This window comes from Duganella fentianensis, from assembly GCF_009857835.1.
Taxonomy (GTDB): Bacteria; Pseudomonadota; Gammaproteobacteria; order Burkholderiales; family Burkholderiaceae_D; genus Rugamonas; species Rugamonas fentianensis.
Window position 1 is genome coordinate 1,116,623 of the sequence record NZ_WWCL01000002.1, and the last position, 21,174, is coordinate 1,137,796.

Annotated in this window: 20 protein-coding genes; 16 read left to right on the forward strand and 4 right to left on the reverse strand. The window is 52.9% G+C overall.

Annotation, left to right across the window (positions count from 1 at the left end; all coding sequences use genetic code 11):
- Positions 1-16: 16 nt before the first annotated feature.
- The 3 genes from GTP23_RS12740 to GTP23_RS12750 form a co-directional block, all read right to left on the reverse strand.
- Positions 17-1,651 carry an ATP-binding protein gene (locus GTP23_RS12740; RefSeq protein WP_161035458.1) on the reverse strand — a complete coding sequence of 545 codons (1,635 nt, stop codon included), beginning with the start codon at positions 1,649-1,651 and terminating at the stop codon, positions 17-19.
- Positions 1,652-1,656: 5 nt separating this feature from the next.
- Positions 1,657-3,333, reverse strand: coding sequence for a DEAD/DEAH box helicase (locus GTP23_RS12745; protein ID WP_161035459.1), 1,677 nt, complete (start codon positions 3,331-3,333; stop codon positions 1,657-1,659).
- A gap of 648 nt (positions 3,334-3,981) precedes the next feature.
- Complete coding sequence (locus GTP23_RS12750) at positions 3,982-4,608, reverse strand: hypothetical protein (RefSeq protein WP_161035460.1); 627 nt, start codon at positions 4,606-4,608, stop codon at positions 3,982-3,984.
- A gap of 960 nt (positions 4,609-5,568) precedes the next feature.
- Between GTP23_RS12750 and GTP23_RS12755 the strand changes: the two genes are divergently transcribed.
- The 11 genes from GTP23_RS12755 (at position 5,569) to GTP23_RS12805 (ending at position 16,369) form a co-directional block, all read left to right on the forward strand.
- On the forward strand, positions 5,569-6,735 hold the full coding sequence (locus tag GTP23_RS12755) for a tyrosine-type recombinase/integrase (RefSeq protein WP_161035461.1): 1,167 nt from the start codon (positions 5,569-5,571) through the stop codon (positions 6,733-6,735).
- Positions 6,736-6,840: 105 nt separating this feature from the next.
- The gene (locus tag GTP23_RS12760; RefSeq protein WP_161035462.1) at positions 6,841-7,851 is read left to right on the forward strand and encodes a hypothetical protein; all 1,011 of its coding nucleotides are present in this window, start codon (positions 6,841-6,843) and stop codon (positions 7,849-7,851) included.
- A gap of 428 nt (positions 7,852-8,279) precedes the next feature.
- Positions 8,280-8,726 (forward strand): helix-turn-helix domain-containing protein, encoded by a 447-nt coding sequence (locus tag GTP23_RS12765; RefSeq protein ID WP_161035463.1) that lies wholly within the window; start codon positions 8,280-8,282, stop codon positions 8,724-8,726.
- Between the two features lie 193 nt (positions 8,727-8,919).
- A complete protein-coding gene (locus GTP23_RS12770) occupies positions 8,920-9,660 on the forward strand; it encodes a conserved phage C-terminal domain-containing protein (RefSeq protein ID WP_161035464.1) in 741 nt (246 codons plus the stop codon).
- The gene (locus GTP23_RS12775) at positions 9,657-10,052 is read left to right on the forward strand and encodes a hypothetical protein (protein ID WP_161035465.1); all 396 of its coding nucleotides are present in this window, start codon (positions 9,657-9,659) and stop codon (positions 10,050-10,052) included. The genes GTP23_RS12770 and GTP23_RS12775 overlap by 4 nt, the downstream gene beginning before the upstream one ends.
- Complete coding sequence (locus tag GTP23_RS12780) at positions 10,043-10,951, forward strand: AAA family ATPase (protein WP_229256062.1); 909 nt, start codon at positions 10,043-10,045, stop codon at positions 10,949-10,951. The genes GTP23_RS12775 and GTP23_RS12780 overlap by 10 nt, the downstream gene beginning before the upstream one ends.
- Before the next feature lie 13 nt (positions 10,952-10,964).
- A complete protein-coding gene (locus GTP23_RS12785; RefSeq protein ID WP_161035466.1) occupies positions 10,965-11,288 on the forward strand; it encodes a hypothetical protein in 324 nt (107 codons plus the stop codon).
- A 335-nt stretch (positions 11,289-11,623) separates the two neighbouring features.
- Positions 11,624-12,004, forward strand: coding sequence for a hypothetical protein (locus tag GTP23_RS12790; RefSeq protein ID WP_161035467.1), 381 nt, complete (start codon positions 11,624-11,626; stop codon positions 12,002-12,004).
- A gap of 1 nt (position 12,005) precedes the next feature.
- A complete protein-coding gene (locus GTP23_RS12795) occupies positions 12,006-13,586 on the forward strand; it encodes a hypothetical protein (RefSeq protein ID WP_161035468.1) in 1,581 nt (526 codons plus the stop codon).
- Positions 13,583-15,700: a hypothetical protein gene (locus tag GTP23_RS12800; RefSeq protein WP_161035469.1), complete on the forward strand. Its 2,118-nt coding sequence runs from the start codon at positions 13,583-13,585 to the stop codon at positions 15,698-15,700. Before GTP23_RS12795 ends, GTP23_RS12800 begins: the two co-directional genes overlap by 4 nt.
- A gap of 450 nt (positions 15,701-16,150) precedes the next feature.
- On the forward strand, positions 16,151-16,369 hold the full coding sequence (locus tag GTP23_RS12805; protein WP_161035470.1) for a hypothetical protein: 219 nt from the start codon (positions 16,151-16,153) through the stop codon (positions 16,367-16,369).
- A 924-nt stretch (positions 16,370-17,293) separates the two neighbouring features.
- Here the strand turns inward: GTP23_RS12805 and GTP23_RS12810 are convergent.
- Complete coding sequence (locus tag GTP23_RS12810) at positions 17,294-18,496, reverse strand: hypothetical protein (RefSeq protein ID WP_161035471.1); 1,203 nt, start codon at positions 18,494-18,496, stop codon at positions 17,294-17,296.
- A 359-nt stretch (positions 18,497-18,855) separates the two neighbouring features.
- Here GTP23_RS12810 and GTP23_RS12815 point away from each other — a divergent pair, with 359 nt between their 5' ends.
- The 5 genes from GTP23_RS12815 to GTP23_RS12835 all read left to right on the forward strand — a co-directional run bounded on the left by GTP23_RS12815 (position 18,856) and on the right by GTP23_RS12835 (position 20,235).
- Complete coding sequence (locus GTP23_RS12815; RefSeq protein WP_161035472.1) at positions 18,856-19,059, forward strand: hypothetical protein; 204 nt, start codon at positions 18,856-18,858, stop codon at positions 19,057-19,059.
- Positions 19,056-19,463, forward strand: coding sequence for a hypothetical protein (locus GTP23_RS12820; RefSeq protein WP_161035473.1), 408 nt, complete (start codon positions 19,056-19,058; stop codon positions 19,461-19,463). The genes GTP23_RS12815 and GTP23_RS12820 overlap by 4 nt, the downstream gene beginning before the upstream one ends.
- Positions 19,460-19,642, forward strand: a complete 183-nt coding sequence (locus GTP23_RS12825; protein WP_161035474.1) for a hypothetical protein — start codon at positions 19,460-19,462, stop codon at positions 19,640-19,642. Before GTP23_RS12820 ends, GTP23_RS12825 begins: the two co-directional genes overlap by 4 nt.
- A gap of 175 nt (positions 19,643-19,817) precedes the next feature.
- Complete coding sequence (locus GTP23_RS12830) at positions 19,818-20,054, forward strand: hypothetical protein (protein WP_161035475.1); 237 nt, start codon at positions 19,818-19,820, stop codon at positions 20,052-20,054.
- Positions 20,047-20,235, forward strand: a complete 189-nt coding sequence (locus GTP23_RS12835; RefSeq protein WP_161035476.1) for a hypothetical protein — start codon at positions 20,047-20,049, stop codon at positions 20,233-20,235. Before GTP23_RS12830 ends, GTP23_RS12835 begins: the two co-directional genes overlap by 8 nt.
- Positions 20,236-21,174 lie beyond the last annotated feature (939 nt).

Here is a 21,174-nt window from a genome sequence, read left to right on the forward strand (position 1 = left end):
AATCGGAACCCGACAATCAGTCATCCGACGGATCAGGAAGCTCCTGACAGAGGATATTCAGGCCGCTACTGATGCTCATACGGAAATCACGGATGATTCCCTTGTTCTGCTCCGACCAGATACCGATCTCGGCATTGGCACATGTCCATAGAAGCATATCGATGGCCATCAGAGCTTCCGGTTTGTCCTTGCAGGCGGCATACATGCGAGCGAAATAGGGATGACTTCTTCCGAGCTGGACACACACCTCGCCATCGTCATCCAGTGCACCTGCCCACAGGACATTGCCCTCGAGAGAATCCTCCTCCCGGACGCGCACTCCGGTTTCGCTGTAGATATGTACGCCATCCACTCTCACCGGCTGACGGTTATATTTGTTCTGTAGTGTTGCCTCCCCGCCTTCGACCTTGACGCTGGCCAGCTTCGTGCTCTCGCTATGCTTACCGATTGCATTATTCGCGCGAAGATGTCGCGCTGCAGCCGAGTCCCCGCCGTCATCATGTCCGCCAGAAGCTGTTGCTTCTTTCAGTACATGGTTGCGCCATGGCGCAACAATTTTTTGCAATTCCTGACGGACAGTTTGAGAAATGATGATCCGGCTCTTTCTGAAATCGATACTGAAAACATCGTCCAGCTCGTGGCCGAAATCCAGTACCACACGAAGGCGGGTCATCTTGCCTTCCTTTTTGTACATCCGCGGCGGCCAGCCCTCGTGCCAGATCAGCCGCCCTTCGCGATAAATATAGATCCCCTGGTTATCAAGCGAGTAGCGCACCTGCTTCTGCTCTGCCGCAGAGAGCGAATTCTGGGGTGGCAGTATGCCGCCGGCAACTGTAAATGCCGAGGTCGAACCGTCATGTCTCGTGACAGTTACCGTCTTCAGCGGCAGAGGCTTTACGCGCTTCACCCCTTCGCTGTTGAGTTCGAGACAGAGCGGATCCCATCCCTGCAGATGTCGCTCCGAACCGTCACAACCGACAACGGAAATCGCTACATCCGGATGGGCTTTATTGTTGCGATCAAGGAACCGGGCAAACATGGCACTCAGTTCCTCGCACAGCTCGTCGCCAAGAATCTCGAGCTGGCCCAGAACCTTCTGCTCCGTCCCAGGCGTCACAAGACGGTCTACCTTTTCCCAGATGACCATGGTTCCGCTACGACCGGCACCGGCAAATTCCACAAGAGCGTCGCGGTCCTCGGCATAGGTGCTCCACGATGGAGTCTCCAGGACCCACTTGTCCAGCTGCCGTATAGTGTCCATATCCCAGGCGCGGATCGACGGGACGCCATCTTTCAGCGAAATAACGGTAAGCCGTTCGCAGAATGCAGTCGAGGCAGTCTTGAGCCCCATGCCGAATTTCCCGAGCGATTTCGGATCCGGTCGTTTTGGCGAGCCATAGCGCATGGCAGAGCGCAAACCTGCTTCGTCCATGCCGTCGCCGTTATCCAGAAACACGACGCGGACTTCTCCGTATAGCGCACTGAGCTCGACACGTACCCGTGTGGCATTGGCTGCGATCGAATTATCGATCACATCCGCAAAAGCCGCTTCCGGCAGATAGCCGGTATCCCGCAGACTATCTACAAGACGGGCGGCCGAGGGACGGAAATCGTCTTCATCCTCGCCGTGATATCGCGACACATCGTTCATTTCATTCACCTTCCATAACTCCCCAGATATTCAAGCATCAACTGCTTGTCGGATTCCTTTTCATCTGCGAGCGAAACCACCGAGTCACTGAGCTCCTGTTTCTGGCGGAGCCGTTCATCGATGCGCTCCTCGATACTCACCGCATAGAACAAGTAATAGGCAGTCACAGTAGCGGTCTGGCCGTTACGCCACGCCCGTGCCGTTGCCTGCATTTCGAGTGCCGGATTCCATTGCCTGCTGTAGTGGATCACATGCGATGCGGCCGTGATATTGAAGCCCATACCTGCGGTACGCGGATGCAGAATCATCACGGCAAAACCTCCTGCTCCGCCAAACTCGTCGATCAGCGGCTGTCTTGCTTCGTTGGCAATCCGGCCATCGATAATTCCCGCTGTCACGCCATAGCGCTGCCGGACAGCCGAGGCCAGCAGATCGATCATCTTCTGGAACGTAGCGAAGATCAGAACCTTCTCGCCCGCAGCAGCGATTCTGTCCAGCAGGAGAAGCAGAAGTTCGAATTTGGCGCTTGCTGCAGCCAGCGAGGCGCAATCGTCACTGCCACCATTACCAATCAGAAACGGATGCGACGTGAACTGCTGCAGGCGGTTGATAAGCGAAAGAACGTTAGCGCCGCCACCGCTGACATCGTCCTTCAGTGCGCAGATGATGCCGTCGTAGCTAATTCTTTCCGCTTCACCCATGTTCACCGGCAGATGGATATCCCTCCTCGGGGGTAACTGGGCCAGAACATCTTTTTTCATGCGCCTGAGAGTTATCTGGCGCAGGCTGGATTCGAGACCGCTCAGATCCAGCGACAGAGAGTGCGCGACGCCGCTTCCTACATATTCGCGACGGAACTGGTCGAGCGGACCGAGATAGCTGGGAAACACCAGGTTGACCAGAGTCCAGGCATCCGTCAGGCTGTTCTCGACAGGTGTGCCAGTGACCGCGATCTTGACCTCGGACAGAATCTCCGAAGCGGCGACCGAGCGCGATGACTCTGGGTTCTTGAGCACACTGGCCTCGTCGAAGATGGCCAGACTGAATCCGATCTCCGACAGCATCCGGATATCGGACACAAGCGTGGTATAGGCGGTCAGAACGACCTGATGCGCGGCTAGCTCCGCCGACAGTCCGCTACGCGGAAAGCCGAAATGCAGGTACGGTACGACGTCCGGTGCAAAAAAGGCGAATTCGCGTCGCCAGTTTTCCAGTAAAGGATTAGGTGCGACCACCAGTATCCGCGCATCCGGAGAACGCCCGATAGTCGCACAGATCGCCGCAATCAGCTGCGCTGTCTTGCCCAGTCCCATATCATCGGCAAGTATGGTGCCGATACCGTGACGGATACAGAAATTCAGCCAGTCCACGCCTATCTTCTGATAGGGATACAGCTCGCGAACGAATTTCGCCGCAGTACCTGTGCCCTGCTCCCGCGCGCTCGCCAGCTTCTCCAGCAGATCGCCGGCGGGATCCTGAAGACGCCCGGACTTTCCGAGCCGGCGCACGGACAGGATCGCATTACGCAGACTGCAGGACGGATAGATTCCGGCAAGCTCGGAGCGCATCTCGTCACCGAGGAAATAGACGCTGCCATCGAGGATAAAGTACCCTTGACTCGCGGCACTTCCGGCTTCGGCCGGACCGAGCGCGCTACCGCGGAAGAATGGCACGAAACGCACGCTATCGCCTTCGGCAAATGCCTTGTAAGACAGAGTAGCAGGACGTCTGGAAGGCTGCAGATTTCGAAGGACCGCTGGAATAGAGGAACCGGAACCGCCACCAGAATACAGTGCGTGCAGTTCGCGCCCTGTAAGGGCGCGCGCCACTACGCCATCTATGACTAGCACCACCCCGTTCTGAATGAGGTATTGCTCATTTGCCGTATCCGAACACACCCCGAAATCCCTCTTGAAACTATCATGTTCCGGAGTTCAGACCGGAATAACTAGCTAGCCGCATCCGGAAAACATGCCGCCCCGTCCGAAATCAGCTGGAGCAGACGTCCGGGAAGAGAACAGATAGGCGACCACAAACTTCTAAATGCTCCTCCCAACCGAATCATTGTCGACTCTTGGTAGCAAGATACTAACCTCATGTTGAAAGAAATGACAATATTAAAGTATAGAAATATCAAAAAAAATCGTGCGGCCAAACCAAAGTGCACACGATTACCTGCTACGGGTCCATCGAAAAGTGGCTTTCGATCAGACAATTGCTATAACGCTCCGATATTTCCCGCGAACAGCGCTGGGTGAACGTTAGACATCACCGAGGTCCGGCGGCATAAATATCTGGCGACGATAATTCGCCCAGTGCTAGTCGGGCGATTAATCTATCTGCAAGGCAAGATAGCGGAACCCGAGATTTTCTATGCTGGAACCATAGTCATGCCATTTCAACTGATAGCTCCCCTGCAGAGACAAGGGCCGTTCACGATTCCGCATCGTTCCCAGATTGGTGCTTGCTGGCCAGGCGATCACGTCTTGGAGTACGCGTCCTTCGGTCAGGCGAAAGCTGGCATACGCAGAAGTCACTGGCGGACGCCAGTAGGCAGAATCATTACTCAGCATGATCGCCACACCGCGACAGTTATCGATATTCCTGCATATTTCCTCGAGCCAGAAAACGTCCTTGATGTAGTCGTAACCTCCTACATCCTGAGCACCGTGGCCTGCAAGTTCGAAACGTTCACAGATTATTTCCCCAGCCCATTTACGGGTCTTGTATTTAAGTTCGATCGCTAATGCCTGGTCAGCGTCTTTAACCAGTAGATCGAGATGCAGAACTCTACCGGCTCCTCGAAGCGGACGCTCGATCCGGACCGAAGCGTGCGGCATTAAAGTCTGAAACGTCCACGCAACAGCGTGCTGAAAGTCTGCTTCGGAATGAAAGATAGGCCGGTCTGCAGCAAGCCTGCACATAAGGTCATTCAGCAAAGTGGTGATATCAATCATATCCGGTTCATCTAATGGAATTTTCTTGAAAGAATCCGGTAGTGTAGCGTCACAGGAGACTGAATGACCAAATTCGCCCCCCCCCCCCCCCCCGCAGACCACGCAGAGACGCGGGCGGGCGATCGCGAGAACTCCCAATATGCTGCGGACGGAATTTCGATCCCGGCCATAAGTATCTGTAAATCCCGCCTGTTCGGTATTGCCGAATGCACTAGCGCCACCTGGCGGGCGAGACAACCGCGAACACGGTATTAGATGCGCCGTGGTCTCCAGTGGCTTTTAACATCTGGCTCCGGGCGCAGATTTTCGAGGCTAGTGCTGACGCACAAGATTCTGCCTTCCAGACTTCAGACGCATAGTACCGAGAATTGCTATCCATTAGCGAAGATCGACAACGCACAAGGAAAACGATATGTCCGGGATGGGTTGACCACTACAGTTGAGCATGGGCGTGTTATCCCAGTCAATCCGTTGGTCAGATAACGGGACTATTGGCTACCAATGGAAGCGCTTCTGGCCCCAGTAATCGGTAAGCTTGGATAGCGTTGCAACCTAATTAGCTAGGACAAGGGCGTCTACTGGAATAAATGCACGCTGAAACAATATTGGCAAAGCACTCCCAAGGGAACAGGTTGATTTACCGTAACTTAAATGGCCACAAAATACAAAAACCGGCCTAAGCCGGTTTCTAGTTATTCGGGACAGCGCATTGCCCCAAATTTGCCCCAAATTTTGCAAAAACTGAGCAGTAAATCTCTAAGTCTTTGATTTAGAACGATATTTTTGGTGGGAAGTGCAAGTTTCGAACTTGCGACCCCTGCAGTGTGAATGACGAGTCCAGATACCTCCAAATATATCTATGCACAGAGTCTCATAGGAGAAACGCTATCTTCAGAGCGCTAAGCTCCATAGAAATGCGCTAAACTTTTCCGTACTTTTTCCGTACTTTGAAAGTTTGCCATGGCTACAAAGATCGACACGGTGTCGTCACGCGATAAGCTGAAACCACGCCGCGAGCCATACTGGCATCGTGTGTACAAAGGCTGCTATCTCGGTTACCGGAAGATGGCCGCCGATTCTGCCGGTGTCTGGCAAGCTCGATTTAGCCAAGAAGATGGACGCAAGGTTACAAAAAGCATCGGAGTACTTGATGACCTGCCTGCACATGAGCGCTTCGACAAGGCCATAAATATATCCCGCGAATGGTTCGAGCACGTCGGCATGGGAGGCGCCACCAAAGCGGTAACCGTCCTAGACGCATGCATTGACTACGCGTCTATGGTTCGCGAAAAAAAAGGCGACAAACCAGCCGACGACCTAATGGCACGCTACCGTCGCTGGGTGGAGAAAGACTCGATACACAAAGTTGAGTTGATGAAGCTTACACGCGAACATATCAAAGCCTTTAAGCGCAGGCTGACGGCCGCGCCAGTTAAGATCAACAAGGCGGGGAAAATGAGGGAACGTTCGAAGGACAGCGTAAATCGCGACATGGCGACAGTGAGGGCCGCGCTGAACTATGCCAAGGCTGAGGGTAAGGTAACCAACGATTTCGCATGGAGCGAAGGACTCAAGGCATATAAAAACGTCTCCAAGAGGCGCGAACTTTACCTCGACCGTGGGCAGCGGCGCAGCTTTATAGAGCATGCACCAGATGATCTAGCCACTTTCCTCCGGGGGCTGTCAATGCTCCCCCTGCGTCCTGGTGCCTTGGCTGCGCTGAAGGCCGGTGACTTCGACGCACGGCTAAGCGTGCTAAAAATTGGGCAAGACAAGCACGGGATGGACCGGAAGATTAAGCTGCCGGAGGCGACTGCGGTGATACTCAAGGCCAGCGCCAAAAACAAGCTCCCGACCGCCCCACTGTTCTCGCGGGCTGATGGAAGCGCATGGAATAAGGACGGCTGGAAATGGCCAATCAAGAAGGCTGCAACTGCCGCGACGCTACCAGCTGGCGCAACCGCCTATACGCTGCGCCACTCTGTTATCAGCGACCTGGTGCATGGAGGCCTCGACCTGCTCACTGTCGCACAAATCAGTGGAACGTCGGTAGCGATGATAGAGAAACACTACGGGCATCTAAGGGGTGAAGTAGCTGCCTCGGCGCTAGCCAAATTAGCCCTATAAGAGTAAAAGTTAAAAGTGGCAGCCTAGGCCCGCGAACCGAAAAGCGGGAACCCTTCACCCGCCTGGCTGGCACCCAATTTTATGAAGGCGCTTGAAGGAGCGTAGATGTTAGTTCCAAGCATGCTCAGCATGGCAGAGGTCATGGCAGAGAGTGGCTATCCGGAGGAGACGATCTTCGACCTCGGAATCTCAGGAGAGATAATTTTTCTTGTCATTGTCCCGGAGATTGGCGCTTGCCGAGTTCCAGAGTTGGCACTTTCCCACTTCATGGCAGGCGCTGATGAGTTCCCCGCCCAATCCATGCCATCCCACTATCAACCTGAAATCAGATCCGGCCAATGGACTATCAAGCGCGACAGACTGAGAGTCCTCGCGGAGAGCTGGCGCAATTGGAGTGAAATCGGCAAGGCACTTTTGTCGATAAGTTTACTTCCTCAACCCGAAATCAAAACCACTGAGCAAATTGCCGCATGGTGGGACATCACCATGGATGCCTCCGTATGGTGGGCTGCAGAATCAATCACGCCGACGAATGCGGCAATGCTATTGGCTCGCTGGAACCCTAACAAAGAAAAGTTAGATAGCGTCATCGACGCCACCAATGATGAGATGGGACCAGCCGATCTCAAGCGACTTATAAATATCTTCGACGGAGCAGATCCTGCTATCAGGAGAACCTTTAAAGAATGGATAGATTATGCGTCCGTACGGAACATAAAGATCCATTCATGGGTTTCCACATGGGGCGCATCTTCCAGCTCATTTCTATGCACATCATCACAGGACGCGCGCCCGGAGGCAAGTACGCGGCCAGCTAAAGGGTTAACAACCCGCCAAATCTTAAATGCCTTTTCTCTAGCGCTTGATGAAAAGACGCAAAAGACAGTCAAGAGCGCGATGGACGATTCAGCCAAATGGGTAATTCAATCAAAGCTATCCAAGGGCACACGAGGTGGCAAGCATCTTACAGAGTGGAAGCCGGTTGATTTGGCCCTAGATTTAATAACTAAAGGTTACGCAACGTCAAGTAAGCTTACAAAGTGCTTTGCTGATGCGAGCCTAAAGGATTGGCGGCAGGAATGGCACGATAGGATGGAATTGGCGGACTTCCCCTAAATATCCTCCAGTATTTCCACGACTTACCTGCATAGGCTACCGGTAACTTACCGGTGCGCACCCAGCAAAACCGCATAAATACTCACCTAGGTTACCGGACTAGACTACTGCAATAGTCCGGTAATTTTTAATCCTTCTCAAGCTACACACAAGTAGCGACGTGTCCACACAACCGTCCGAGAAGGGATTGAAATGCAACCTACATCCAATAGTTCAAATGAGTTTGACAACGCTCCTTGCCTAACCATCGCCGAGTTCTGCGAGCGCAACGGTAAGCTTTCTAAGAGTTTCTTTCACAAACTGGTTAAGTCTGGGAATGGTCCTCGCCTCATCAAGGCAGGCCGACGAACTATGATTGCGCCTGGCGCGAACGCAGAATGGCGCGCCAAGATGGAAGCCATCACTAGTCAAGCGAATGGAGGGAAGTAATGATCACTCCCCTCAATTCCGAAAAGGAAGACGCCGGCACTAAGACCGGCTATCCAATCCCAAGGCTGGCGGGCGGCGGGAAAGGAAAAAAAACACAGGTATTTAACTGCAGCTCGAAGTCTATCAGGAATCTTGTCAGCGAGCTACATAACAACGGCTTGGCACTTGCTAGCACTAACACCGACAGCCAATGCATCACTCTGAGCCGGGTACTAAAGTACCTCGGTGATCGCGGTCTGAACACCTATGAAGGTACGGCAGCCGGCTATGCACGCCTAGCTACCCGCATAAAGGAACTCAAGTGCAATGGCTTAGTCATTGAGTCCAGAAGTGAGGATCTGATAGGCCCAGACGGTCTTTATCATCCACGTGTCGCGCGCTATGTGCTTGTAGGGTCTGTTACCCAGCAGCCTGTGCAAATCCCTTTAGATCTGGTGCAGCCATGATGGCGCGTCAAATCAGCGCCAACCGCGCCAAGTTCTCCGGGCTAAGGGCCATTGCTAGGACTCGCAATATCTGCGGCAGGTACGCTCGTTACGAGTCATTAAAGGCCGCGTGGGCAAGCTCGCATCCAAACGCCTCGCACTCAGATTATGAAGCTGCAATGCGCCGCATCGCAAAAGACTGCGGGGTGTAGCCATGGCACGCATCCGCACAATCAAGCCTGAGTTTTGGACGTCTGAGCAAATCGCCGAGTGTTCGCCGACTAGTCGCCTGCTGTTCATTGGAATATGGAACTTCTGCGACGACCACGGCATACACCCTGCCTCTATCAAGCGTCTGAAGATGGAGGTTTTCCCATCAGACCCAATTGCAGACGCAGATATTCAGTCGATGGTAAGCGAACTTGAAGCTGCAGGGCTTATTCAAGTTTATGAAATCGAAGGAAAGCAGTATTGGCTGGTTACAGGCTGGGCGAGGCATCAGAAGATCGAGAAGCCGACATATCGCCACCCTTTGCCAACCGACCATTTAAGCCCTTTGTTTAAGGTTAAAGGTGCAAATTCGCCGACTACTCCCCGAATATTCGCCGATAAGTCGGCACCACCTCGGCTACGGAATGGAATGGAGTCTAAAGGAGTTAACTCTATGTCCGGAAATCCGGACGAGATAGATGTTCTCAACTATCTGAACGACAAGGCAGGCAAGGCATATAGAACCGTAAAGTCCAACCTATCTCTGATCGGCGCTCGTTTGAAGGAAGGAGCTACGGTTGAAGACTGCAAAGCAGTGATAGATGCCAAGGTCGCCTCTTGGGCTGGCGATGAAAAGATGCGCGAGTATCTACGCCCACAGACGCTGTTCGGTGCTGCAAAGTTCGCCGGCTATGTGGGACAGCTAGGCAACACCAGCAGTGCAGCCGTGAAGGATTGGGAATGATAGCTCTTAACGCTGAACCGATCATCAAGGCGCGTATGCAGGGTCTGAAGCCGTCAGAGATGATCGTTATATCGCTCGTTGGCTCGCCTGGCATGGGTAACCACGTTGTTCATGCCAGAACGGACACCGCCTACGACTGGCGCTGGGTGCGCGGGTTGGATATCTGCCTCTGCATAGGCCTAAAGAACGACTGGGCACCCCTCTTAAAGGAAATTGCACTTAATCGCCCGGAGCATCTGAGCGTTTGGAACGTCCCCGAAAAATGGGGCGCGAAGGTCTACCTAATTCCGACCGCCGAAGACATTGCCAGACCAATTCATCAGTGGGGCTATGAGCTTGATTTCCTCCCGTGGATGGATTTTCAGAATAAGGAGTTTTTCAATTGGAACTGATCCTAGACACTATAGATTTTGCGGCCTTCATGGACGAACCAGAGCGGCATAACGTCCGCCCTGCATCAGACTGGCTACAAGACACCATAGACGCCTTCTACGCCCCCGCAGACTCTACTCCTATACCAACTATGCTTTGGGAAAAGACGCGCTCTAAGGTGGCATTCCGCAAGGGAGAGATATCAGTCTGGGCGGGAGTAAACGGCCACGGAAAAAGCATGTTCCTTTCTCAGGTGACGCTTGATCTCTGCCACCAGCAAGAACGGGTGATGGTGGCTTCATTCGAAATGAAGCCTGTGCAGCAAATGAAGCGTATGAGCCGGCAGGCATACGCTGGACGGGAACCAACGGTTCAGTTTCTGCAATCGCTCCACTCTTGGACGGACGGCAGGCTCTGGATATACGACCATGTTGGTGCGGTTGAATGGCGAAAGCTAATTGCCGTCATGCGCTATGCCATCAAAACCCACGGCATAACTCAGTTCGTTATAGACAGCCTTATGAAGTGCGTTAAAGGGGAGACAGATTTCGACGCACAGAAGGACTTCGTAAATGAGCTCTGCGCATTCGCACAGGCACATAACGTGCACATCCATCTCGTCCACCACGTTCGCAAGGGCGAAAGCGAACACCACGTGCCGGGCAAGTTCGATATCAAAGGCGCCGGCGCCATCACTGACCAAGTAGATAACGTCTTTATCGTCTGGCGCAATAAGAAGGCCGAGCAAGACAAAAAGGGAGATCCAACATGCTTCTTGGCCTGCGAAAAGCAGCGTAATGGCGAGTATGAAGGCAAGTTCGGCTTCTGGTTCGACATTGAGTCGCAGCAGTATCTAGAGAGCGTGAATGCAGCACCCGTTAGATACGACCTCAGCGCCAATAGCGCTAGTCGAAAGTAAGAAAGGAATCGAAATGACGAAGAAGACCAAACACAACATCTCCAAGCAATCTTTCTATGGAGCTGAGGCAGTGTTGATTATTTTTGCTGCTGAGGCGTCCGGAAATATTAAAACTGGAGCCACCGAAGAGCAGAAGCAGATGAGCAAGACCGCAGTAGAGGAATTTTTGCATGCCGCTTACGTCGGAGGCTATACGCAGGGCGAAATCCTTGAAACGTTACTCTGGCGGGGCAATCCTGACGAGCGTCTAGGTGCAATGGTAAAGGACGCATGTGACGCCGTTGGGGTGCCAGCTCTTCGCGAGATCTTTGGGCGTGCCGGCCTGCCACGCCGTTAGTAGGAGGATCGTTATGCGTACAGAGGCGCTAGTAGATCTTCTAAGTATGTTGGACAGCTTGAGTGTTGAACCGGCAGCCGCTGCTGAGTTTCGAAAAATGATCTATGCAGTAGGGGCCGCTAACGGTGCGGCCAAGGTTATGCGATACGAGCGTACCCGTGCGGCAGGCGATCTTCTAAACAAAGGGCTATCACGGTCTGTCGTAAAGGATCGACTGATTTCCAAGTTTGGCATAGGCGAATCGCAAGCCTACCGAGACATAGCAGAAGCACTCGTAACTCGCGCAGAAACCGCGAGATTTGGGGACTAGGAAAAGCGAAGATGACCAATATCGAATGTACCGCGCCTATGGCGCAGAAAGGCAAAAAATGAACGTAGTCTATTTTCCTGACGAGATAGCGGAGCGCGCTCCCGACATATTCTCGTCGCTCTGCATTGAGCCAAGTGGAGAGTTTTTATCTATTCAAGAGTTAATCGCAGCGATTGTTCGCCGAGAAAACGTAAATATCCGTCCCGCAACGGAAACGGAGATCAAACGAGCAGAGGCATACGTTGCACTCTTTGAAATCGGCATGATGCTAGGTGAAAAGCTAAACACCCTGTTTGATCAAGACGCACCGAATGTGGCTGTGGGGAAGCTCACCGAACTGCGAGAAGCGGTTGAATCATGCGATTGGGCTTCGATCCAGATTCTAGACAAGAAGTTGGAGGTCTAGCATGGGTCTACTAGATACTCTGGGAAATCTGACGCCAGAACAAACACAGGGGCTGCTCGGCTTTTCGGCATCAATGCTTCAAGCTGGCGGCCCATCATTAAAGCCGACGAGTTTTGGGCAAGCGTTTGGTAATAGCATTCTCGGCTTCCAGAATGCATACGACGCTGCAATTGATAAGAAGCAGGAGCGCGACATGCTGAACGAGCGCATGCAAATGCTCAAGTTGCAAGAACAACGCGCACAACAGCAATTCGAAATTCGACGTGACGCCTACGGTCAACTTATGGGCAAAGGTACGGAAGCCCAGCCACAGCCAAGCGTAGCCAATATTCAGCTGGGTAGCGTCCCGATGCAATCCCGCCCCGGACAACCACTCATTTCGAACGGCTCACCAGTCGGCGGCTCTGCCCCGTCCCTGAACGCCCTACGCGCTGCAGCAATTGCTGACGTGCCGGGTGCCAAGGAACTCTTTGAGATATACAAATATGAGAATGAGCCACAGAAATTGGAGTCTGGATCGACTTACCGTGACCGCTTAACCGGCGTAGAGCGTTACATGCCTAAGCTAGACAACGGCATCACTGTCGGGCCTGACGGTGTGGCGGCTGTAATGCCCGGGTACGACAAAAGTAACGCGCAGATCAAAGGGGCTGAAACTGCAGCACAAGAGGAATCGAAGGCTAAGTATGACTTGGTAAATCCAAGCAGCTACCCAAGCATCGGCGGAGTTCCTGTAAATGGCAGCATCAGCAGATTAAACCTGCTCAACCAGCTAAAAGGACCTGCAGCGCCAGCATCGACTCCTGATACCTATCAGCCGGTAGCTAAACCTGCGGCGCCATGGGATCGAGTCGTTTCACCGGCAGAGCGCGATCAAGTCCGAGCAAGAACCTATGACGCGTCTCGCAAGGCACTTGATGACCTGCGGGCTGAGGTATCTAAAGGGCGCGAAGTGATGACTGACCTTAACCGTTTCGGAGCTCTTAACCAAAATACGGGCACTGGCGGCCTCGTAGATCGTATTGGCTTCCTTCCAACTGTGGACAGTGATAAGCGCGAAATGGATGCAATACAGGCGCGGCTTGCCCCATCTGCGCGCCCTGCTGGCTCAGGGTCTAGTTCGGACAAGGATATGGCGCTGTTTCTGTCGGCGCTGCCGGGAACTGATAAGCCGGGTGATGTAAATAAAGCCATCCGTGTGCAATTTGAGAAGAAGCTGAAAGATAAAGAAAGTGAACTTCGCTTCAAAGAGCAGTACCTGATCGACAACGGCCACTTGGACGGCGCCGACAAGGCCTATGAACAGTCACGCGAAACGGCAGGTTTTGACCCATCAAAGCTAACTCCAGAACAGCGTGCGTATATGCAAAGGGAAAATCCCAAGGCTTACGCTGATGGGATCGAGGCATTCAATAACCGCCCAAGCCGCCAAAACCCAAGCCTGCAGCCCTCCACGGCTCAAGCAAATCAAAAGGTGGCGACGCTAGCTGACATCGTCGCAACGGCACGTGCTTCGGGAAAAACAACGGCTCAAGTGACCGCCGACCTGAAAGCACAAGGTTACAAGATTGGGGGTAAATGATGGCTGGACGTGATCTTTCGAAAGAGTTGTATGGGACTGCTGCACCTATCTCTGCAGGTGGTGTAGGGCGTGACTTATCCGGTGATTTATACGGAGCCGCGAGCAATGAACCGTCTATTGCTAGCCGGGTAGCCGCGCTCCCAGCAGGGGTGAACAGCGGTGTATTCACCAAGCTGCTGGGGTTACCGGTGGATACGGTGGCAAATGTACTCGATCTGGGTAAGGCGGGAATTGGCTACACCGCTAGCAAACTGACCGGAACACCGCCACCAGACTGGACTGCCCCATCTGATCGAGAGCAAGTGGTGGGTTCTTCCGACTGGATCGCTCACAAGTTAAATCAAGTTGGACTTGGGAGCGCAATCAATAATCCAAACCCGAAGGACCCCGTATCTCGTGTGCTTTACGCCGGCGGCCAAGTTGCAGGCCAGTCTATCGTCCCAAGTCCACGAGCTGCAGTAAGCCTTACGCAGAATCTCGGCAATATGACCAAAGGAGCGATTAGCGGCGCTATCGGTGGTGCTGTAGGAGAAGTTGCGCCAGAATGGGCCGGCGTTGCTAGCTTGTCACCACAAATGGCAACTGCAGCCGGTGCTGCGGCATTTAAGCGTGCCATACGTGGCAATGAGGCTGGCCGCCTAGCCATGCAACAGCGGCTGCAGGATCTACAGAACGGCGGCGTTGATTCGCCATCGGTAGGCCTTGCGACCGGCAACCGCACCATTCAAGGCGTGGAAAACCTGCTATCGCAGACACCGGGCTCTGCAGGTCTCTATGACGCCGCTCGGGCTAGAAACCTCGCAGGGATGCAGGCGAAAGCATCCGAGCTACGCGACAGCATTTCGCCAATATATGGCCCGGTGGAGGCTGGTAGCGCCATCCAATCGGACATTAAGGGACTGTTTAAGAATCGCGTCAGCAGCACCTATGACCGCCTTAATGATCGAGTTGAGCGCGCTGTTGGCGCAGATATGCCTGTGCCGGTGGATGAATCTATCTTGCGCTCTGGCCAGCTAACGACGCCAGTGCCAGGCGCCGAGGCAACGTCGTCTAACTTCCTAAACCCACGGATCGCCAAGATCAATTCGGATCTTAGTCGCGACAGTGGCGGTCGTCCAGCGCAGGTCATCAATAGCCCCATATTGCTACCTAACGGCCAGCCGGCAGGGCAAACAGTTATCCCTGCTGTGCCGGCACAGGGGGTGCCCTTCTCTGCCCTTAAGGAGCTGCGAACCAAGATTGGCAAAGAGGCTGCGTCAAACGCGATTATGGGAACGCCAGAACAAGCCGACTTCAAGCAGCTTTATGGCGCAATGTCTCAGGACATGAAAAACGCGGTGGCGTTGGCAGATCTTCGTAACGGGACTATGCCAGCGTCTGGCGGAAGCGCAACCACTGCACTAAACCGCGCAAATGCCTACTACGGGCGCGCAATGGGCCGCGCTGATGATTTGGGTAGCCTAGCCAACCGAAATACGCCTGAAGGCGCGTATAGCAGCGTTGCGGGGTCTTTAGGCGCCGGCCCAACAGTCTATGAACGACTGAGAGGCGTAATTGCACCTGCAACACGCCAAAAGGTGGTTGCCACTGTAATTGACGAGATGGGTACAGCAACACCGGGGCAGCAAAACGCAACCGGTGACGCTTGGTCCCCAAAAACGTTCCTAACGAACTACAACAAGTTGGATGCAAATTCCCGCAAGGCGCTTTTTACGCGGATACCGGGAGGCGCGGGGATGGCAGACAACCTCGCAGACATTGCCAAGACTGCTGAAATGCTGGGTGATAGCTCTAAGGTGTGGGCAAATCCTTCTGGAACGGCGCCGGCATTGACCGCTCGCGGCACGGTCTACGCTCTGACTGCTGGCGCCTTCTTCCAACCGGTGATTGCGGCTAGCACTGCCACCGGCCTAGGACTGGCGAATCAGGCTTCACAGCGCCTACTGCTCAATCCTAAGTTTGTTCATTGGCTGGCAAAGGCCCCGACTGTACGTCCAGAGGAAGCGCAGGCATATACGCAGCGTCTGATTGCAAATGCCAAGCTGACCAATGACAAGCAGTTCCAGCAGGACGTACAGGACTACCTGAACTCAGTGGGAGAAGGACTGAAATAGGCTAACGACGACCACCACTGCGCAAAGGACTATCCCGGCTGGAAGCCCGATGCCCAGTAAGAGGAACTTAATCCCTTCAAACGGTGGCGTCTCTTTTGAGGAATAGAGGGGCGTGCTTGGTGGTCGATTGTCGAATTGCGGCAGTTTCATAGCATTCCCCAGACAATTAGCATATTTGCATTATAGCGAGAAAGGCTGAACGAATGGAAACAGACACTAAAGTAGTGGCGCCTAGTGACAAGAGGAAGCCACCAGCGGCCGGTAAGGGGCGAAAGCCCGGCAGTGCCAACAAGACCACTGTCGCGGTAAAAGAGGCGCTCCTAGCGGCTTTTGATGGCCTTGGCGGGGTTCCCTCCCTGATCGAGTGGGGAAAGGGGAACCCTACCTCGTTTTACCAAATATGGGCAAAGCTGCTCCCACAAGAAATCAAAGCTGAATTGGAGGTAACGAATGTCACACCCGAAGAACGAATTGAACGAGTTAATGCAATACTTGACGCCGCACGAGCTCGCAGAGCTAGAGAAGCTGGCGACGCCACCAACTGATGCCTCGCTATGCGTTGCGGTGTTTGATCGTGCGGATGATGGCATAGAAGCCAAGGCCACGAGGGATTACATCGAGCAGCATGGCTGCTATCCTCCAAGCTTGATTCGGGTAGTCTTTGAATAATGTAAGAGCTTGGCCTAGCCAAGAGATGAGCAGGTATCCCGCCACGAGCAATGCCGCTGGTATTCTCAACGGTGTTCCTCCCAACGTCCGAAACGATGGCGGGCATGTGGCGATTATAGGGATACTGTCCGCGAGACACAAACAGTGCCGATGTATCCAAATGTGGATGCATCCGAATCGACTCACCTAAATTTCTAGGTCAGTACAAAGATAGCGCCGCCAGATTTTATGCCGGGGAAAGTAGATTGCGCCGCATGCTTCGCGGCAAATGGGTCGCGGACCAATACGCGCACGCGCGCGAGGCACATCAAAACTGCAATCGTACAGACGGCAACGTTACGGCAAGGGCCGCGCAGGACGTCACCACGACAATTTCATCACAAAGATCGAAAGTCCCCCTGGTATTCAATCTCCTAAATTTTTAGGTGATTACAAAGACAGCTGCACTCTCAAGTACCTTTACCTGCCAGAGCGAGAGACTAAGGCATCTAACCGGAACTGTATTCGGAATCAGGCGCCAGTGGACTGCAAAGATTCCAACAGCTAGGTGAGGATGTGTCCAAATTTGGACGCATCTATTTGTGGGGTAGTAAAGCGACCAATACGCGCGCGCACGCGAGGGACACAAATAACGCCAACAAAACATCAAGGGTAAATACGGCGAGATTACGGCGAGGGTCGCCATACATTGGAGTTTTCCGAGTCCATAAAAAAGGGGAAAACACAGGCTGACGCGACCGTTTCGGATCACTTTGCCCCGCCCCAAACCCCTACATTACATTAATGACTCTACAACGATGTGGTAACGAGGTCATTTTGCGTTTTTGATGATGTGAGGATGCTTACGGGGAGATAACGGGTAGGGGAAACGGGGGGCGCAATAATCTCAACGAAATTTTTCGCTCAGTACTATCTCAATGGAAGTCATTTCAGTCTAGATCGACTTGGGTCTAGGATTTCGACAACCTCTTCCGCCCATTGAAGCCACCGTTGCATGTCTTGGCTGATATCTATCTTGGATGACTCGTCCTTGAGGTAGGAAACATACGCACGGACTCGATTCGCTCGATGCCAGTTATCTGCTTCTACGATTAAGTCATCTATGCGCCGCTTGTTATCCGCAATAACAGCCTCCCTAGCTGCGGCCTCAAGTTTCCTCTGATTTGCCGCTTCATCTTCTAGCTGCTTGACTCGCTGATCCTCTATCCTTGCAAGCGTTCGTAATCTACCAGACCAAATTGATTTATAAATGGCGCGAAACAGGATGTTTATTTGATCCTCAAGCACGACGCCTTCTTTATCTTCGAATTTCTGCTCCCCCATGTGACAAATGAAAATACGAAGTGCCCCAGTTGCTAGTTTTTTCTTATGATCTTCAGGAGGAAAGGCGCAATCAGGAAACAAGGCCCCCTTTCCAACAACGGGCTTAACCTGCTCAGACATGCGTAAGTCCACAGATTCCTCTCTTATGGTGAGCCTCAGCCGGCGCTCAACAAGATTTACCTTGATTCCTCTGTTTTTTGCCGCTTTGATAATTGCGTCCCATAGACGAAGCGCTCTATCTACAGACTCAATGGAGACACGTGTAGGAAGCGCATCATGTGGTAACTCGATTATTCCTCCGCGTGAGAGATAGTTAGACCATGAGTTGTCGCCAAAATACTCATGATGTACTCCGGTCCAAGGAAGCTTCTCTCGCTCAAATCGCGCATCCTCATACTTCTTAGATCGCCCAATCAAAGCAAGCAACTCTCGCAGTACCTTAGAGGCGCCCACCACTATTTTGTCGGGGTTAAGAAGTTCGTCTGCGACTACTATTTTGTTCGCTGGATCTTCTTCAAATGCTAAACGCTCAGCAAGCCAGTGGTCGTCATTGGGCGACTTTACAGGAGCAGACTCAGCCCGATAAAAGGTATATTGATTTGCGCCAGTGTGCGGTTTTAGTTGGGGCGAAGGCACTGACTTCCCAGCGGCGACCCGCGCCCAATGGCCTCGTTGCGGCAATGGAATTGCGAGTGCGATACATATCTTCCTTAATCCGTTGTCCGATATGCCGTATTTCTTGGCTAGCGTGGTCATCGGCATTGACCAGACTTCTTCAAAAAGGCGCTCCCTTTCAAATTCCATGTCTAACCTCAAAGTAAGGCCACGGTAGGCAACACTTCATACTACGCCCGGATTGCGAGTCTCCGCAAAAAATAGATCCGCATCAGATGATTATTTTCTTGACGGTTTACCGATCACTGGAATATCCTAAGCCTGTCCCTGATAAATAGGGGACCGGGTTTGACAGCTCGAATAACACATGGCGGACAACCGCCCTTCGGCGGCTTTTTTTCGTCCGTACCATTACGTCTCTATGAGCGGCGATGGTGGGGAGGCTTCGGCCTGCCGGTTTCCGTGTGTACCGGTCTGTCAACCCCATCATTTGCCGCTCACCCGTTTGACAGCGGGTGTGCGGTCCACTACCACACACGGAGGCCATCATGGTCAATAGCACCCCTACACCCGCTGAAAAACGGCGCGACTCAATCAATCATCTCCGTTGGCAAGCAAAAGCTGTTGCTAACCTACTTTCTGCAATACACCTATTACCTGCTGATGACCAGCAAGCAACCATGGAAACGACCTCGCGCCTTGCTGATGAGCTCGCTGGCGATCTGAGTGCATTGGTGCGAGGTGCTGCATGAGCGTTAACCCAGCAATGCCAATGACTGTTGTAGCGCCGATTATCCTTGATGCACCGTACGGCAAAATGCATGTAAATCGTTTTGATGATAGCGACCACGCCAGCATGAGAGCTGAACAACTCAGCGAGTTGCTCACGCTGATGAGTGAGAACGAGAAACAACATACGATGTTGCGCCTTGCCAAGCAACTTTCTGACGAGATGCTCGAGAAGGCCAAGGGCGCTTTGGTGGCAAACACTAAAGAAGTCCTGCGTGCCGCTGCCATGTTTGCGGACGAGGTAATGGCCTTCCTGCTTGATGTTACACAAAGAGAGTTAAGCAACATGATGTGGCTTGCTCAGCAGATTTGTGACGAGTTGTCCGGAACCTTGCATAACATGGCAGATGGGCGAGGTGACGCATGAAACCACTCCAACCACCAAGCGCAAACCTGACAGCCAGTCAGATTCGCATCGCGGAATTATTCGGAGCTATGGATGACCGGCGACAAGCGGAATTGATGACATTCGCCATCCTCACCGTTCTAGATCACCCTCGCCGCAAGAAACCAACCTTCCGTCTGATTGCAGGAGGCGCAAAATGACGCCGACAGATCTTCAAAATCTAGACCTTTCGGCTGAACAGGTCCGTATTGCGCAACTGTTCGCGGCCATGGATGATCGCCGCCAGCAAGAAGCTATCGTGAAGTTCACTCGGATGGCGTCGCAGCACCCTCGGCGTGAGAAGCCAAGTCTGCGCCTCATAGCCGGGGGTGCAGCATGAGCAATCGCCAAGGAGTTGATGGCTTGGGATGGACGAAACTCGGTCCGGGCGCGGAACCAAATTCAAACCGCGATGTACTCGTTTGGAATACTCTGGAGTTCCAGCCGCACGCTGCATTCTTCGATAGCGAAGAACGCATGTGGTTTTGCAAACTGGATGGCCTACCAATTGAGAACGGTGCAGTCTCTCACTGGATGGAAATCCAAGCGCCTGAAGGAGTGTTTTATGGGTAACGGGGAGAACGCACCTGTCGAGCATTTTCTTACCGAGGAAGAAATACGGTTGCTGCAGTGCTATCGGGCTGCAACTGACCGTGCGCAAATTCAAATGCAGACCATTGCCGCCGGGTTTAGCAAAGACTTCCCACGGCACAGTAAGCCATCGCTGAAGTTGGTGAAAGGAGGCGCGGAATGAGTCCAAAAAAATCTTGCATAGATAAACGTCAAATTTCACAAGCGAGCTAGTCTAAGCTCAAGACGGCAATCAGAGACAGACTCTAGGAACATCGTGCCCAGTTTGTCACTGGCATTCCGGAACGTCTCGGATATTTTTCCGAGACGTTTAAATACCGTCTCGGAAGTTTTGCGGAGACCGTCAATACCGTCCGTCCAGTTCTGGTGAGACGGTCTGCCTGCTATCTGTTCAGTTGCGAGGCCTCCTGAATTTTAAGGAGCCCCCTATACCGTGTGCGCAAAATTGAGCAGACGGCTCATATACCGTGCGCTCAATTTTGAGCCGACGGTACACATACCGTCTGCCAAAAAGTCGGCATACGGTTGCTTTACCGTCTCCTCAGATTTGAGGAATCGGTAGGCACATAAATATGTACCTGCGCCTAGCTAAGATGTGTCTGATTCATTTCATTGAAGAGGCAATAACGTGATCTCCTTAAACCGCCAGCAGTTATGCGTAGCGCTGTCCATCAGCGAGTCTACAGTGCGCAGGCTTGAGCAATCCGGCCTCCCCTACACGCCAGTCGGTAAGCGCTCTAAGCGGTACGACTTGGACGAGTGCAAAGCTTGGCTAAGGGCAAATCCCCCAAGCGCAATGACGCGCGCAATAAGCGTTTCTCCAAGCAAGTCTTTTTCTGAAGTGCAGAGAGAATTTGTGGAAAGCTGCAAGAAGGTAAATCTGAGAGTAATGCCAAGCGAGAAGTGATCGGGGCTCAGTTAAGCGAAGGTAGCGTACTCATGTCTGGTCTAACTACCGGAAATCCGGTAGTTACATTGATGCAACTACGGAAATTCCCGTAGTTAGCCAATACAACAAATACGGTGAAATCCCGTATTTAGAATCGCGCCGTGGACGTAGTGGAGGGAGGGCATGGCTGCATCTAAAACTTGCTGTGCCATT

Coding starts and splice junctions, on each gene's coding strand:
- GTP23_RS12820 (WP_161035473.1), top strand. CDS start 19,056: ATGAGCGTTAACCCAGCAATGCCAATGACTGTTGTAGCGCCGATTATC.
- GTP23_RS12770 (WP_161035464.1), top strand. CDS start 8,920: ATGGCACGCATCCGCACAATCAAGCCTGAGTTTTGGACGTCTGAGCAA.
- GTP23_RS12810 (WP_161035471.1), bottom strand. CDS start 18,496: ATGGAATTTGAAAGGGAGCGCCTTTTTGAAGAAGTCTGGTCAATGCCG.
- GTP23_RS12785 (WP_161035466.1), top strand. CDS start 10,965: ATGACGAAGAAGACCAAACACAACATCTCCAAGCAATCTTTCTATGGA.
- GTP23_RS12815 (WP_161035472.1), top strand. CDS start 18,856: ATGGTCAATAGCACCCCTACACCCGCTGAAAAACGGCGCGACTCAATC.
- GTP23_RS12765 (WP_161035463.1), top strand. CDS start 8,280: ATGATCACTCCCCTCAATTCCGAAAAGGAAGACGCCGGCACTAAGACC.
- GTP23_RS12740 (WP_161035458.1), bottom strand. CDS start 1,651: ATGAACGATGTGTCGCGATATCACGGCGAGGATGAAGACGATTTCCGT.
- GTP23_RS12795 (WP_161035468.1), top strand. CDS start 12,006: ATGGGTCTACTAGATACTCTGGGAAATCTGACGCCAGAACAAACACAG.
- GTP23_RS12755 (WP_161035461.1), top strand. CDS start 5,569: ATGGCTACAAAGATCGACACGGTGTCGTCACGCGATAAGCTGAAACCA.
- GTP23_RS12760 (WP_161035462.1), top strand. CDS start 6,841: ATGTTAGTTCCAAGCATGCTCAGCATGGCAGAGGTCATGGCAGAGAGT.
- GTP23_RS12825 (WP_161035474.1), top strand. CDS start 19,460: ATGAAACCACTCCAACCACCAAGCGCAAACCTGACAGCCAGTCAGATT.
- GTP23_RS12800 (WP_161035469.1), top strand. CDS start 13,583: ATGATGGCTGGACGTGATCTTTCGAAAGAGTTGTATGGGACTGCTGCA.
- GTP23_RS12835 (WP_161035476.1), top strand. CDS start 20,047: ATGGGTAACGGGGAGAACGCACCTGTCGAGCATTTTCTTACCGAGGAA.
- GTP23_RS12830 (WP_161035475.1), top strand. CDS start 19,818: ATGAGCAATCGCCAAGGAGTTGATGGCTTGGGATGGACGAAACTCGGT.
- GTP23_RS12750 (WP_161035460.1), bottom strand. CDS start 4,608: ATGATTGATATCACCACTTTGCTGAATGACCTTATGTGCAGGCTTGCT.
- GTP23_RS12805 (WP_161035470.1), top strand. CDS start 16,151: ATGTCACACCCGAAGAACGAATTGAACGAGTTAATGCAATACTTGACG.
- GTP23_RS12775 (WP_161035465.1), top strand. CDS start 9,657: ATGATAGCTCTTAACGCTGAACCGATCATCAAGGCGCGTATGCAGGGT.
- GTP23_RS12790 (WP_161035467.1), top strand. CDS start 11,624: ATGTACCGCGCCTATGGCGCAGAAAGGCAAAAAATGAACGTAGTCTAT.